The following is a 13658-nucleotide window of genomic DNA, read 5'->3' on the forward strand; positions in this document are numbered from 1 at the left end:
ATAAACATGAGTTTGTTTGCACTATGCACCTGGAGCTTCGACACCTGCGCTCGCTGAAGGCGATCCATGACACCGGCGGGCTGGCCCGGGCGGCCGATACGCTGAACATCACCCAGTCGGCCCTCAGCCATCAGGTGAAGGGGATCGAGGATCAGGCGGGGGTGGAGCTGTTCGTGCGCCGCTCCAAGCCGCTGAAGCTGTCGGCGGCGGGGCTGCGGATGCTGCGCGCGGCCGAACGGATCCTGCCCGAGATCGAGGCGCTGGAGGAGGAGTTCCGCGGGCTGCGCTCCGGCCGGGCCGGGCGGCTGCACATCGCCATCGAATGCCATGCCTGTTTCGACTGGCTGTTCCCGGTGCTGGAACAGTTCCGCCGCGCCTGGCCCGAGGTGGATGTCGACATCCGCCCCGGCCTCGCCTTCGGCGCGCTGCCGGCGCTGATGCGCGAAGAGGTGGATCTGGTGATCTCCTCGGACCCCGAGGACTTGCCGGGGGCGGTGTTCCATCCGCTGTTCGACTATTCACCCACTTTCATAGCTTCGGCCCAGAACCCCTTGGCCGAAAAGCCTTTCGTGGTGGCCGAGGATTTCCGCGACCAGACGCTGATCACCTATCCGGTGGACCGCGGCCGGCTGGACGTGTTTGCGCAGCTGCTGACGCCGGCGAAGGTGGAGCCGCGCGCCGTGCGGCAGGTGGAGCTGACGGCGGTGATCCTGATGCTGGTCGCCTCGAACCGCGGGGTGGCGGTACTGCCCGACTGGGTGCTGCGCGAGGCGAAGTATCAGCCGGATTATGTGACGCGGCCGGTGACGGAGGCCGGGCTGACCAAACGGCTCTATGCGGCGACGCGGGCGGTGGATGCGACGCAGCCCTTCATGGCGCATGTGCTGCGGTTGGCGCGGACGGAGCCGTTGAAGCTGCAGCGGGGGTGACCCGGCCGGTGTGCTTGTGGCCGGCGCCGGGGGGCCGTCTGCCCCCCGGAACCCCCCGAGGATATTTCTGCCAGCAAGAAGGGGAAGAGGGGGCAGGCTCTGGCCCGCTGTGACGGGTACAATTGCGCGGGTGACGGGGGCGAGGCGGAGGTTTAAGCCTTGCGGGCGCTGCGAACCCGCGAGAGATGCCGATGACTGCTGCCTCCCCCTCTGCTCCCCCCTTGCCGAAGCCCGGTACGGCGGGGGCCACGGTGTTCCCGATCCTGTTGGCGATCAGCCTGTGCCACATGCTCAACGATGTGATGCAGTCGCTGCTGGCCGCGCTCTATCCGATGCTGAAGGACGATTTCGCGCTGGATTACTGGCAGATCGGGCTGCTGACGATGGCGTTTCAGGTGACGGCCTCGCTGCTGCAGCCGGCCATCGGGATCTATACCGACAAGCACCCGCAGCCCTGGTCGCTGCCGGTGGCGATGGGCTCGACCTTCTGCGGCCTGCTGCTGCTGGCCTTCGCGCCCAGCTATCCGCTGCTGATCTGCGGGGCGGCGTTGATCGGGATCGGCTCGGCGATCTTCCACCCCGAATCCTCGCGCGTGGCGCGGATGGCCTCGGGTGGCCGCTTCGGGATGGCGCAGTCGGTGTTTCAGGTGGGTGGCAATTTTGGCACGTCGCTGGGGCCGCTGCTGGCCGCGTTTATCGTGGTGCCGCTTGGCCGACCAAGCGTGGCGCTGTTTTGCGTGCTGGCGGCGGCCGGGATGATCATCCTTGGCCGCGTCGGGCGCTGGTATGGCCGGACGCTGGCGGCGGCGAGCCGGCGCGCGGCGGACCGGACGCTGCCGCTGCCGCGCAACACGGTGATCCTGGCACTGGTGGTGCTGGCCTTCCTGACCTTTACCAAGAACATCTACATGGCCAGCATTTCCAGCTATTACACCTTCTACCTGATCGAGAGTTTCGGGATCGGCACGCAAGCCTCGCAGCTGATGCTGTTCCTGTTTCTGGGCGCCGCGGCGGCAGGAACCATCCTGGGCGGCCCGGCGGCCGACCGGTTCGGCCCGATGCCGGTGATCTGGGTGTCGATCCTGGGCGTGCTGCCCTTCACGCTGGCGCTGCCGCATGTCGGGCTGGTCGGCAGCGGCGTGCTGTCGGTGTTCATCGGGCTGATCCTTGCCTCGGCCTTCTCGGCCATCGTGGTCTTTGCGCAGGAGCTGGTGCCGGGCCGGGTGGGGATGGTGGCGGGGATCTTCTTCGGCTTCGCCTTCGGCATGGGCGGCATTGCCGCCGCGGTGCTGGGGGTGCTGGCCGACAGCCACGGCATCCGCTTTGTCTACCTGATCTGCTCGGGGCTGCCGGCGCTGGGGGTGATGACCATTCTTCTGCCGCGGCGGAGTGCCTTTGTGCGGGCGGGATGAGGACAGAGCCCCTTTCCTTTCGGCCCGCCGGCTTGTATAGGACCGCGCTTGAACAAAGGAGCCTTCCGGCATGCAGGGCAGCGCAAATCTCAACCTGATGATCAAGGCCGCCCGCAAGGCAGGCCGCAGCCTGGTGAAGGACTTCCGCGAGGTCGAGAACCTGCAGGTCTCGGCCAAGGGCCCGGGCGACTTCGTCACCAAGGCCGATCGCGAGGCCGAACGGATCATCAAGGAAGAGCTGCGCGGCGCGCGCCCCTCCTATGGCTGGGTGGGCGAGGAGACCGGCGAAGAGGCGGGCGAGGACCCGACCCGGCGCTGGCTGGTCGACCCCTTGGACGGAACCACCAACTTCCTGCACGGCCTGCCGCATTGGTGCGTGTCGATCGCGCTGGAGCATAAGGGCGAGATCGTGTCTGCCGTGGTCTTCGACCCGGCCAAGGACGAGATGTACCGCGCCGAGAAGGGCCAGGGCGCCTGGATGAACGAAAGCCGGATCCGGGTTTCGGGCCGCCGGCACATGATCGAGGCGATCTTTGCCACCGGCGTGCCGTTTGGCGGCCGCGCGACCCTGCCCGCCACGCTGCAAGACCTCGCCCGGCTGATGCCGGTCTGCGCCGGGGTGCGTCGCTGGGGCGCCGCGGCGCTGGACCTCGCCTATGTGGCGGCGGGCCGCTACGATGGCTATTGGGAGCGCGGGCTGAATTCCTGGGACATGGCGGCGGGGCTGCTGCTGGTCAAGGAAGCTGGCGGCTTTGTCGGGCCGGTGCGCGAGGGGCGCGACATGCTGGAGTCCGGCTCGATCATCGCCGGCAATGGCGAGCTTTACGAGCCGCTGTGCAAGATCCTGCGCGAGCCTGCTTAAGGCCGCGCATCCGACGGGTGGTTGACCCCGTCGCTCCACTCCACATCGCCCAGATCGCGCGGGTTCAGGCCCTCGAGGCAGGCCACGTTCACCCCCAGCTCATTGGGGTTGGACCGGCGGCGGTGGTAGATGTAGATCCCGCAGACCGCGCAGAAATGGTGCTGCGCCGTGTTGGTGCCGAACTGGTAGAGCGTCAGCTTGTCCTGCCCTGTCAATATCTTCACCCCATCCGGCAGCGTGGTCACGGCGATGGCGCCGCGGCGGCGGCAGAAGGAGCAATCGCAGCGGCGGGCGGTGGCGAGCCCCTCTGGCACCAGCGTCACCGTGAACTGGATGGCGCCGCAATGGCAGCTGGCGGGGTGGTTGGCTCGGATCTGGGGAAGGGTCATCTGCGGCGCCTGACTGTTGGGATACGGGAGGGGGCGTAGGTGGTGCCGGGATGCGGCGGCAAGCCGTGGGTGCGCGACCAGAAGCCGGGGCCGCCGCGGCGCAGCCAGAGCGGCAGGGCCAGCGCGAGGCCGGCCACGAAACCCCCCGCATGGGCCCAGTAGGCGACGCCGCCGGTGGAGGCGTCGGTGACGGAGCCGTTGAAGAGCTGGAGGGCGAACCAGAGGCCGAGCATGACCCATGCCGGGACGGGGAAGACCCTGAAGAAGATGATGAAAATCACCAGCACATCGACGCGGGCGCGCGGGAACATCAAGAGGTAGCCGCCCATGACGCCGGCGATGGCTCCGGACGCGCCGACGGTGGGGATGTAGCTGTAGGGGTCCGCCATCAGATGCGCCAGCGCCGCCGCGATGCCGCAGGCGAGGTAGAATCCGAGGAAGCGGGCATGGCCCATCTCATCCTCGAGATTGTCGCCAAAGATCCATAGAAACAGCATGTTACCGGCCAGATGCATCAGCCCGCCATGCAGGAACATCGAGGTCACCACCCCGTGCCAGCTGTGCCCCTCGGTCACGAATCCGGGGATCATCGCCCAGTTGGCCCAGAAGGTGAGCAGTGCCTGTTCGTCGGAAAACAGCGGCCAGGAATAGAGGAACACCGCCACATTCGCCGCAATCAGCGCCCAGGTGACGTAAGCCGGATTGCGGGAGGGGTTGTGGTCTCGGATCGGGAACATGGGGGGAGGGTGGCGGGTCCGGACGGCCGCGTCAAGGTCGGGGAGGGGGGCTGGAAAGCGTATGGAAAGGATATGGGAGGCGTATGGGTGTTGGGGGAAGTCAACGTAAGGGAGGCGGAAAATGTCGACCTTGGAGGTAAGCTCCCGCACTCGGGAACCTGCGGCGCTGCCTTAGGAGGAGGTTTACCTCACTGGTGAGGTTGCGCATCGCATCGGCGGAAAGGTTGTCATACTTGTTGGCTAAGGTACAAAGCACTGTCCGAACGTCTTCATCGGATAGGGCACTATTGATGGTGCCCTCAATGACTGTCTTGTCGATCAAGCGAGACAGCATTGAGGTGGGGCGTTTGATCACTCTGCCCATATCAACTGCCGACTTCTGCAGGTGCTTGAATCTGGCTCGCTCGTGTATGTAGGTGTCATAAGCAATCTTCTGGTGGGATAGCCTGCTCTCAACAAGATTCTCGTGAAACTTTATAAGCCTGGCAACATCTTTGGCGACGGCTCTCGTTACCTCTATAACGTCAAGATCGGGACTGGTCTGAAGAAATGACTTCGCATCAGATTTCCAGTCAAACCCAGAGTACAAGAGTGCATTTGCATCCATTACTAGGTTGACTGTCCGCGTTTCATTTATATGAATGACCGTCCTGGGATTCTCCAAGAGATAGTGGAGTACGTAGTTTCTTAAGTCTCCCGTGACGCTGTGCTTGCCCCAGTTGCTCTTCGTGATCCGCCGAATTGCGCGATGGTAGGGTGCGCTAGTTTTTGGTATGCCTGCCTCGGATTTTATGCGTCGGCAAATATCCACGTAAAGGCTATAGAGCGCTAGAAAGTTAAGGAGATGAGAGGTGGACTTTGACTGCTCGCGTTCATAGGTGCCTGATGGTACTTCGGCAATCTCCATTGCGGACGCCATGCCGGCCATGGCCGAGTTCATTCCGAGACATGCTTCAAGCATCGCTACATGTATTTGTTTTAGGTTCTCAAGCGCCATATGCACCTTATGAAAAGGGCAGAAACGAATTGTAAATCTCCATGCCTCTTCGCTGAGGTGTGACACGTATTGTGAGAATGCCTCTGGCTCATTGGTTTCGCATCGCGACACATACTCTGCGACCGTGAAGGCTCGCTGCAATTCTGCGAGTTGATCGCTCCTGATATTCCACCGAAAAAAATGGTATCCAGGGAATGATCTGCAAATATTTATGTCGCGAGAATATATGCCCTGCGCTGGGCGGGACAATATATCTCGCATGTTAAAACGGTGTCGATGCAAGAAGCTAGAAAGGTTTTCTTGCGGCACAAATAATCCCTGACATCTGTCTTCAGCCGCCGAGCTGAGGGTTGTCAAAAAGGTAGGCTGCCGGCTCGCAAGGTTGGTGCGGCAACTAGATGGGTCATTACGATGCTATCGTGCCCTATCAACAAGCCTCCGGCAAGCCTCCCCCCTCACCCCGCCTGCACCAGCAGCTCCGCATTCCCCCCCGAGGCCGTCGTGTCGATGCACACATGCCGCTCCAGCAGCGCATGGGCCCGGTCGGGGGCGGAGGTGATCAGCGGCAGGATCGGGCCGGGGCGGGTGGCGAGGGCTTCCGTCATGGCTCGGGACTGCGTGTCCGGGCCCCAGTAGAGCACGCCGGAGAAGCCTTGCAGCCGGGTCAGGGCCTCGGGCGGGATGCCGGGGGCCTCGACCGCCGTGCCGCCAAGGGCGCGGATGGCGGCGGCTTGCGCGGCGGCGGCCTCGGTCCCCGGGCCGGCGCAGAGCAGGGGCGCGCGGGGGTGGAGCGAGAGGCGGTTGGACTCGCCGGTGGGGCCGGGGAGGGCGTGGGTCTCGACCGCGGCGGCCGGGGCGGCGGCGGCGGTCAGGCGGGCCTGCAGGGCGGGCTCGGCTTCGGGGGCGGCGGGCTCGGCGGCGACCTCGATCCGGGGCGCGGCGGTGAAGCGGGGCAGGTAGTCCGGCCCGCCGGCCTTGGGCCCGGTGCCCGACATCCCCTCGCCGCCAAAGGGCTGGCTGCCGACCACGGCGCCGATCTGGTTGCGGTTGACATAGAGGTTGCCGACCTGCAGCGCCGCCGTCACCTCTTGCACGCGCCCGTCGATGCGGCTGTGGATGCCGAAGGTGAGGCCGTAGCCGCTGGCGTTGATGGCGGCGACGACCTTTGGCAGGTCTGTGGCGCGGAAGGTTACGACGTGGAGGATGGGGCCGAAGATCTCCTCCTGCATGTCCGCGATGCCGCCGATGCGCAGGATCGCGGGGGCGGCGAAGGTGCCGGAGGCGGGGGTGGCGAGTTCCTTGATGAGGCGGCCTTCGCTGCGGGCGCGTGCGACATGGGCGCGGATCTTGTCCAGCGCGGCGGTGTCGATGACCGGGCCGATATCGGTGGCGAGGTGCCAAGGGTCGCCGAGGACCAGCTCGTCCATCGCGCCGGACAGCATGTGGAGCAGGGGGGCGGCGATGTCCTCCTGCACATAGAGGCAGCGCAGGGCCGAGCAGCGCTGTCCCGCCGACTGGAAGGCCGAGGCGACGATGTCGCGCACCGCCTGTTCGGGGAGGGCGGTGGAGTCGACGATCATGGCGTTGAGGCCGCCGGTTTCGGCGATCAGCGGCGTGCCGGGGGCGGTGGCGCTGGCCATGGCCGAACGGATGGCGCGGGCGGTGGCGGTGGAGCCGGTGAAGACGGTGCCGGCGATGCGCGCGTCGGCGGTGAGGGCGGCGCCGATGCTGGCGCCGGGGCCGGGCAGCAGTTGCAGGGCGGTGCGGGGCACGCCGGCCTGGTGGAGGAGGCGGGTGGCAAGATGGGCGATCAGCGGCGTCTGCTCGGCCGGTTTTGCGAGGACAGCATTGCCGGCGGCGAGGGCGGCGGCGATCTGGCCGGTGAAGATGGCGAGCGGGAAGTTCCAGGGGCTGATGCAGGTGATGGTGCCGCGGGCGGGGGCGGTGAGGGTTGCGCCCTGGGCGGCGTAGTAGCGCAGGAAGTCCACCGCCTCGCGCAGTTCGGCGACGGCATCGGGCAGGGTCTTGCCGGCCTCGCGGGCGAGGAGGGCGAAGATTTCGCCGAAGTGGTCTTCGTAGAGGGCGGCGGCGCGGGTGAGGATTTCAGCGCGGGTCTGGGCGGGGGCGTCCCATGCCGTCGCAGCGGAGAGGGCGGTTTCTGCGTCGGCCCTTGTGGCGAGGGCGGCGTGGCCGATGAGCGCGCCGGTGGCGGGGCTGTGGAGCGGCTCGGCTTGCGCGGCGGCGAGGGGGCCGGCGATCAGCGGGGCGGCGGTGGGGGTGGCAGTGGCGAAGGGCGCGCGGGCGGCCTCGATGGCGGCGAGGGTGGCGGCGTCGGTCAGGTCGAAGCCGCGGCTGTTGGTGCGATCCGGGAACAGGGCGGGGCCGGGGCGGAGGACCGGGTTGGCGGCGTTGGGCAGCATCGCCTCCACCGCCACGAAGGGGCAGGCGGCAACGGTTTCGGGCGGCACCTCGGCATCGACGATCTGGTGGACGAAGGAGGAGTTGGCGCCATTCTCCAGCAGCCGCCGCACGAGGTAGGCCAGCAGGTCACGGTGCGCGCCGACGGGGGCGTAGATCCGGCATCGGGTGCCCTCGCCGCGGTGGACGATGTCGTGCAGCCGCTCACCCATGCCATGCAGGCGCTGGAACTCATAGGCCGCGGGGTCGGTGGCCATCTCGAGGATCGCGGCGACGGTATGGGCGTTGTGGGTGGCGAATTGCGGATAGATGCGGTCCGTCATCGCCAAGAGCTTGGCAGCGTTCGAGATATAGCTGACATCGGTGGCTTGCTTGCGGGTGAAGACCGGGAAGTCGGTCAGGCCCAGAACCTGCGCGCGCTTCACCTCGGCGTCCCAATAGGCGCCCTTGACCAGCCGCACCATGATGCGCCGGTCGTATTTGAGGGCCAGCGCATGCAGCCAGTCCAGCGTGGCGCTGGCGCGGCGGCCGTAAGCCTGCACCACCACGCCGAACCCGTCCCAGCCGGCCAGCGCAGGATCGGCCAGCACCGCCTCGATCACCTTCAGCGACAGGGTCAGGCGGTCGGCTTCCTCGGCGTCGATGTTGAAGCCCATGCCGGCGCGGGCGGCCTCGCGGGCCAGCGCCTGCACTACAGGCACAAGTTCGGCCATGACGCGATGTTCCTGCGCGACCTCGTAACGCGGATGCAGGGCCGAGAGCTTGACCGAGATGCCGGGATTGGCGCGCACATCGGCGGTGCGGCAGGCGGCGGCGATGGCTGCGATGGCGGCGGCGTAGCTTTTGGCATAGCGAGTCGCATCCTCGCCGGTCTTCGCGGCCTCGCCCAGCATGTCATAGCTGTAGGTGTAGCCCTGCTCTTCCAGCTTTTCGGCGCGGGTCATCGCCGACTTGATGCTTTCCCCCAGCACGAACTGGCGGCCCATCTCTTTCATCGCGCGGGCGACGGCGGCGCGGATCACCGGCTCTCCCAGACGGCGGATCGCGGCGCGCAGATGGCCGGTGACGCCCGGCTCCCGCTCATCCAGCACGCGGCCGGTCAGCATCAGCGCCCAGGTCGAGGCATTGACGAGGGTGGAGGCGGAGCCGCCGAGGTGGCGCGACCAATCGGAGGGCGCGATCTTGTCCTCGATCAGCGCGTCCATCGTATCGGCATCGGGCACACGCAGCAGCGCCTCGGCCAGGCACATCAGCGCGATGCCTTCGTCGGTCGAGAGGCCATATTCGGCCAGGAACACCTCCATCAGCCCGGGGCGGGCATCGGCACGGATGGCGCGGACCAGATCGGCCCCGCGGGCGGCGATGCGGGCGCGGGTGGCCCCGTCCAGCCCGGCACTGGCGATCAGCCCCGCCAGCAGCGGCCCCTCGGCTGCGAGGGTGCCAGAGTCGAGGCGGTGCCAGATGTCCTGCATGGGGGGATCCTGTGGGGCGAGAGGGGAGGTTGCAATCGCGGCATTCTACCGGCAAGTCTGAAGGCGGTTCGCCTGTAGATCTCGATAAGGCGGGCGGTTCGCCTGATTTGTGGGAATTTGACATGTCCAATGACCTTCCTGCCCTCGACCGTTTCGACGCGGCGATTCTGCGAGAGCTGGCGGCGGACGGGCGCATCGCCCATGCAGAGCTTGCGCGGCGCGTCGGGCTGACGAAATCGCCCGTGCAGGCGCGGGTGAAACGGCTGGAGCAGGCGGGCTATATCGCGGGCTACCGGGCGCTGCTGAACCCGATCCGCATGGGGCTGGCGCATGTCGCCTTTGTCGAGGTGCGGCTATCCGATACGCGCGAGGCTGCCTTGCAGGGCTTCAACCGGGCAGTGCGCGGGGTGCCGGAGATCGAGGAATGCCACATGATCGCGGGCGGCTTCGATTACCTGCTGAAGGTGCGGACCGGGGACATCTCCGATTATCGCCGGGTGATGGCGGAGCGGATTTCCACCCTGCCGCATGTCGCCTCGACCTCGACCTATGTGGCGATGGAGACGGTGAAGGAGGTCGGGCTGGGTTAGACCCGTCCTAGAATCTGGCCGTCAGCAGCACCCGGTCGCCGCCGATCAGTTGCAGCGCGCCATCGGGGGTGAAATCGAAGCGGTCGGTTTCCTGCAAGGCCGACAGGAAATCCGCCTCCATCCGCGTCAGCGCCGGGGGGCAGGCCATGCGGGTCAGCGCGGCGGGGCCGAAGCGGAGGCCTTCGGCTGACAGTTCGGCGCTGCCGGTGAAGCTGTTGCAGCCGGTGCGGCCGGTGACGCGGCCAAGCGGGAGGAAGGTGAGCATCGCGGCGGCATTGTCGGGGATGCCGCGGCCGCCGATATCCTCGACCTGCCATGTGACGCCGGCCAGCAGCGCAAAGGGATCGCCGCCGCAGCCGGGCAGCGCGGCATCGCCTGTCACGATGGTGACCGTGGCAGGGTAGGGCATCCCGGTGGCGCCGTCGCGGCAGAGCTGATCGGCGACGGTGAAGGTGAAGCCCTCCAGCGCGTAGCGTCGGACCGGGCCGGTGCTGGCGTCCGGCGCGGGCAGGTCGCCGGTCAGCGTCGTGGCGCCGTAATCGCCGGTATAGGTGACGGTGCCGGCCTCGATGATCAGCGCCCAGCCGGGTTCATTGCCGGTGGCGCGGAAGGGGACGAGCCCCGGAAGCTCTGGGTGGCAGGCCGGCAGCGGCGTGCCGCGCAGGCTGACCATCAGGGAGTTGCCGTGAACGGTGGCGAAGGTGCCGGGATCGGCGGCGTCGGTGAAGGTGCCTGCCTCGCCGGGCGCAAGGTCAAAGTAAGTGGCGCCGATGCGCAGGCGGGCGCCCTCGGCGGTATAGCCAAGCTCCAGCCCCGCCTCGCCGCAGCGGAAACGGGTGGCAAAGCCCATCGGCCGATGCGGGCGCAGGCGCAGGGTGCCAAGCTCGGCGGGGCCTGTGCCTGCGGGGATGGCCAGCGGCTCGCTGACCCAGAGCGGGGCGCCACGCGCCAGAACCGCCGCCTGCAAGGTCAGGGCATCGCCCGGCGCGGTGAGGGTGAAGGGCAGCGGCACCTGCGCGCCCTGCAGCGGCTGGCGCCGCTCGGCCACCACGGCGCCCGAGGCGTCGGTGAGGTCCAGCGCCAGCTCGGCGCCCTCGGGCAGGGCGATGCGCTGCGGATAGCTGGCACTGCCGGTCAGGATGCGCTCGGCGAGGGCCGGGGCGGCGGCCAAGAGGGCGGCGAGGGCGAGGGCAAGGCGCATTATGGGTGGGCTCATCGGGCAAGGCGGGTTGCCGCAGGCATAGCGCGGGTTGGGGGCGGGGGCCAGCGGGGGGGGGGACGTGTCTCGAACTGGATTGTCCGTTCTGGGCCTTTTGGGAGTGCGGACCGCTGTGCTCGGGCGGGAATAGGCGAGGCACTGCCTCGGCCCCGCCCGTGCGCGACCTTTCCCCCAGAGCCGCTGGCAGCACGCGACCGAATGAGGCCAGCGCCCGACCTGGCGGGCGAGAAGCGCCCGCCGAGGGCGGGGCGGGCGCTGGCCGGGCCCTTTGGGGCCCGTCCGGTGTGGGGTGAGAGGGCGGTGCGTGGCGAAGGCGATGGCCTTCGCCAAGGCAGGCGATGCAGCCGGGTCGACAAGCGCCAGCTTCGTCCCGCTGAGCAGACGTTCAACCCAGACCCCTCCTCCACCCACCTTCCCTTCGCCCATCCCCCCCGCTATGGTCCGCGCCAGAGCCGGGATCTGTGCCTGGCTTTGGCGGCCCGCGTGGTGGAATGGTAGACACAGGGGACTTAAAATCCCTCGGCCCTGGCCTTGCCGGTTCGAGTCCGGCCGCGGGCACCAGCTGCCTCGATCCGGCGCTGAAAGCCGTGCCCACACAGGCCGCAGCGGCCAAGCGGGCCCCCGCCGGCCACTCTGAAATCAGTTGCTTTTGGGCCGGTTCGGGCCCATATTGGGGCGGCTACGTTATCTCTATCGATCCCTGTCTCGCTTCATCGGCTGCAGTCCTATCGATTTTGAACTGACAGAGCCGGGCCGTCGCAATGGTGCGGGCGGCATATGTGAAGGAGACATCACGATGGCCACCGGCAGCGTGAAATGGTTCAACACCACCAAGGGTTTCGGCTTCATCGCCCCGGACGGCGGGAAAAAGGACATTTTCGTCCATATCTCGGCGGTCGAGCGTGCGGGCATCCGTCAGCTCAATGACGGTCAGAAAGTGACCTTCGACATCGAAACCGGCCGTGACGGCCGCGAATCCGCGACCAACCTCGCGCTGGCCTGATCGGTTCGATCAACTGGCGCAGGCAGCGGCAGGGCTTCGGCCCGCAATGTGTGCAGATCTGAACGGGGAGGGCTTGGGCCCTCCCCGTTTGCATATCCGGTGGGCGGCAGGGTGCCGCCGCAGGCGATGCGAGGTTGCCATGCGGCAGTGCAGCATGGCACAATGAGGGCGACTGCGGCTTTGATGCGCCGCCCAACCAGGACAGGCGCGACCATGAGCAGCCAGGAAGACTTCCACGACACGACCACCTCGTTCAGCGCCTCCCTGCGCGCGACCATCGACGGGATCGCCGGAGAGACCATCACCCTGCGCCGGCTGATCGAGGCCATTGGCGAGCAGGGGCTGCTGCTTCTGTGCGGGATCGCCTCGCTGCCCTTCCTGCTGCCGGTGTCGATTCCGGGCGTCAGCACGGTGTTCGGCGCGGCCATCGTGCTGGCGGCGTTGGCGATCACGTTAAACCGGCTGCCCTGGCTGCCGCGGCGGGTGCTGGACCGGGAAATGCCCTCGGAAAAGCTGCGCGCGGCGCTGCGGCGCGGGCTGGATCTGGTCGGCAAGGTGGAGCGCTTCGTGCGCCCGCGGCTGACAGGGCTGACGCGGGCCGGCATGGTGTCGCGCTTCAACGGGCTGATGCTGATGCTGGCGGGAATCTTGTTGATGGCGCCGCTGGGGCTGGTGCCGTTTTCCAACACGCTGCCGGCGATTGCGGTGCTGCTGCTCGCGATGGGAATGATGCAGCGCGACGGGGTGATGGTGCTGGCCGGTTATGGCTTCATCGTGCTGACCGTCGTGTATTTCGTGGTGCTGGCGTTGCTGGCGGTGCGCGCCGGGCAGGGGCTGGGTGCCGTTCTTGGCGGCTGAACCTTGTCACGCTGCTGTGAGGGCAGGGCCATACCGACGCCCCGCAATCTGCGCTAGGATGGGCGGATGACCCCTAATTCCTCCGACCTCGCCCGCCCCGGACGCGCGCCCTTCGTGCGCGATGGCTACAGCCGTGCCGAGCGGCTGAGCGATGCGGTGATGCATGTCTCCGGCCTCACCGCCGCGCTGATGGCGGTGCCGGTGCTGGTGACGCTGACCGTGGTGCTGCGCGGCGATGCCACGGCGATCTTTGCCACCTCGATCTACGGGGTGACGCTGGTGGCGATGATCCTGTTCTCGGGGCTTTACAACATGGTGCCCCATGGCAGCTGGACGCCGGTGCTGCGCCGGCTGGACCATTCCGCGATCTACCTGAAGATCGCCGGCACCTACACGCCGTTCACGATGCTGGCGGGCGGGCAGGGCTATCTGCTGGCGGGCCTTTGGGGCGCGGCGGTGGCGGGGACCGGGCTGAAGATGGTCTCGCCCGAGCGGTTCCGCTGGGTGGCTTTGGGGCTCTATCTGGGGATGGGCTGGGTCGGCGCCGTGGCTGGCTGGGGCGTCTTCGCCACCGTCTCGGCCCCCGTGCTGGCGCTGATCGTGATCGGCGGGCTGATCTATACGGTCGGGGTCGGCTTTTACCTCTATGAAGGCCTGCCGTTCCACAACACGATCTGGCACGGCTTTGTGCTGGTGGCGAGCATGGTGTTCTACGCCGCCGTCACGATGCATGTGTTGGTTCCGGCGGCCTGAGCCGCCGACGCGGGGCATG

12 protein-coding genes and 1 tRNA gene are annotated in these 13658 nt (G+C 67.4%); 8 read left to right on the forward strand and 5 right to left on the reverse strand.

Annotated features, from left to right (window positions below; all coding sequences use genetic code 11):
• Positions 1-23 precede the first annotated feature (23 nt).
• The 3 genes from Q8S30_RS09945 to Q8S30_RS09955 all read left to right on the forward strand — a co-directional run bounded on the left by Q8S30_RS09945 (position 24) and on the right by Q8S30_RS09955 (position 3203).
• The gene (locus tag Q8S30_RS09945; RefSeq protein ID WP_305665870.1) at positions 24-929 is read left to right on the forward strand and encodes a LysR family transcriptional regulator; all 906 of its coding nucleotides are present in this window, start codon (positions 24-26) and stop codon (positions 927-929) included.
• Between the two features lie 191 nt (positions 930-1120).
• Positions 1121-2341 carry an MFS transporter gene (locus tag Q8S30_RS09950; RefSeq protein WP_371135485.1) on the forward strand — a complete coding sequence of 407 codons (1221 nt, stop codon included), beginning with the start codon at positions 1121-1123 and terminating at the stop codon, positions 2339-2341.
• 70 nt (positions 2342-2411) lie between these two features.
• Positions 2412-3203, forward strand: a complete 792-nt coding sequence (locus Q8S30_RS09955; RefSeq protein ID WP_305665872.1) for an inositol monophosphatase family protein — start codon at positions 2412-2414, stop codon at positions 3201-3203.
• Here the strand turns inward: Q8S30_RS09955 and Q8S30_RS09960 are convergent.
• From Q8S30_RS09960 to putA, 4 genes are all read right to left on the reverse strand, one after another.
• The gene (locus Q8S30_RS09960) at positions 3200-3592 is read right to left on the reverse strand and encodes a GFA family protein (protein ID WP_305665873.1); all 393 of its coding nucleotides are present in this window, start codon (positions 3590-3592) and stop codon (positions 3200-3202) included. The genes Q8S30_RS09955 and Q8S30_RS09960 overlap by 4 nt on opposite strands.
• Complete coding sequence (locus tag Q8S30_RS09965; RefSeq protein WP_305665874.1) at positions 3589-4329, reverse strand: rhomboid family intramembrane serine protease; 741 nt, start codon at positions 4327-4329, stop codon at positions 3589-3591. The genes Q8S30_RS09960 and Q8S30_RS09965 overlap by 4 nt, the downstream gene beginning before the upstream one ends.
• A 100-nt stretch (positions 4330-4429) precedes the next feature.
• Positions 4430-5326 carry a hypothetical protein gene (locus tag Q8S30_RS09970; RefSeq protein WP_305665875.1) on the reverse strand — a complete coding sequence of 299 codons (897 nt, stop codon included), beginning with the start codon at positions 5324-5326 and terminating at the stop codon, positions 4430-4432.
• A gap of 455 nt (positions 5327-5781) precedes the next feature.
• Positions 5782-9216 carry a bifunctional proline dehydrogenase/L-glutamate gamma-semialdehyde dehydrogenase PutA gene (putA, locus tag Q8S30_RS09975; RefSeq protein ID WP_305665876.1) on the reverse strand — a complete coding sequence of 1145 codons (3435 nt, stop codon included), beginning with the start codon at positions 9214-9216 and terminating at the stop codon, positions 5782-5784.
• A 122-nt stretch (positions 9217-9338) separates the two neighbouring features.
• Between putA and Q8S30_RS09980 the strand changes: the two genes are divergently transcribed.
• Complete coding sequence (locus Q8S30_RS09980) at positions 9339-9806, forward strand: Lrp/AsnC ligand binding domain-containing protein (protein ID WP_305665877.1); 468 nt, start codon at positions 9339-9341, stop codon at positions 9804-9806.
• 7 nt (positions 9807-9813) lie between these two features.
• Here Q8S30_RS09980 and Q8S30_RS09985 read toward each other — a convergent pair whose 3' ends face one another.
• Positions 9814-11022, reverse strand: a complete 1209-nt coding sequence (locus tag Q8S30_RS09985) for an META domain-containing protein (protein ID WP_305665878.1) — start codon at positions 11020-11022, stop codon at positions 9814-9816.
• A 480-nt stretch (positions 11023-11502) separates the two neighbouring features.
• On the opposite strand from Q8S30_RS09985, the gene Q8S30_RS09990 reads away from it, so the two are divergent.
• The 4 genes from Q8S30_RS09990 (at position 11503) to Q8S30_RS10005 (ending at position 13639) form a co-directional block, all read left to right on the forward strand.
• A tRNA-Leu gene (locus Q8S30_RS09990) sits at positions 11503-11586 on the forward strand.
• Between the two features lie 235 nt (positions 11587-11821).
• A complete protein-coding gene (locus Q8S30_RS09995) occupies positions 11822-12028 on the forward strand; it encodes a cold-shock protein (RefSeq protein ID WP_066814430.1) in 207 nt (68 codons plus the stop codon).
• A 213-nt stretch (positions 12029-12241) separates the two neighbouring features.
• A complete protein-coding gene (locus Q8S30_RS10000) occupies positions 12242-12886 on the forward strand; it encodes an exopolysaccharide biosynthesis protein (protein WP_305665879.1) in 645 nt (214 codons plus the stop codon).
• Positions 12887-12952: 66 nt separating this feature from the next.
• Positions 12953-13639, forward strand: coding sequence for a hemolysin III family protein (locus Q8S30_RS10005; RefSeq protein ID WP_305665880.1), 687 nt, complete (start codon positions 12953-12955; stop codon positions 13637-13639).
• Positions 13640-13658: the final 19 nt, after the last annotated feature.

The organism is Frigidibacter sp., from assembly GCF_030695035.1.
Taxonomy (GTDB): Bacteria; Pseudomonadota; Alphaproteobacteria; order Rhodobacterales; family Rhodobacteraceae; genus Frigidibacter.

Coding starts and splice junctions, on each gene's coding strand:
- Q8S30_RS09970 (WP_305665875.1), bottom strand. CDS start 5,326: ATGGCGCTTGAGAACCTAAAACAAATACATGTAGCGATGCTTGAAGCA.
- Q8S30_RS10005 (WP_305665880.1), top strand. CDS start 12,953: ATGACCCCTAATTCCTCCGACCTCGCCCGCCCCGGACGCGCGCCCTTC.
- Q8S30_RS09945 (WP_305665870.1), top strand. CDS start 24: ATGCACCTGGAGCTTCGACACCTGCGCTCGCTGAAGGCGATCCATGAC.
- Q8S30_RS09950 (WP_371135485.1), top strand. CDS start 1,121: ATGACTGCTGCCTCCCCCTCTGCTCCCCCCTTGCCGAAGCCCGGTACG.
- Q8S30_RS09980 (WP_305665877.1), top strand. CDS start 9,339: ATGTCCAATGACCTTCCTGCCCTCGACCGTTTCGACGCGGCGATTCTG.
- Q8S30_RS09965 (WP_305665874.1), bottom strand. CDS start 4,329: ATGTTCCCGATCCGAGACCACAACCCCTCCCGCAATCCGGCTTACGTC.
- Q8S30_RS09960 (WP_305665873.1), bottom strand. CDS start 3,592: ATGACCCTTCCCCAGATCCGAGCCAACCACCCCGCCAGCTGCCATTGC.
- Q8S30_RS09995 (WP_066814430.1), top strand. CDS start 11,822: ATGGCCACCGGCAGCGTGAAATGGTTCAACACCACCAAGGGTTTCGGC.
- Q8S30_RS10000 (WP_305665879.1), top strand. CDS start 12,242: ATGAGCAGCCAGGAAGACTTCCACGACACGACCACCTCGTTCAGCGCC.
- Q8S30_RS09955 (WP_305665872.1), top strand. CDS start 2,412: ATGCAGGGCAGCGCAAATCTCAACCTGATGATCAAGGCCGCCCGCAAG.
- putA (WP_305665876.1), bottom strand. CDS start 9,216: ATGCAGGACATCTGGCACCGCCTCGACTCTGGCACCCTCGCAGCCGAG.
- Q8S30_RS09985 (WP_305665878.1), bottom strand. CDS start 11,022: ATGAGCCCACCCATAATGCGCCTTGCCCTCGCCCTCGCCGCCCTCTTG.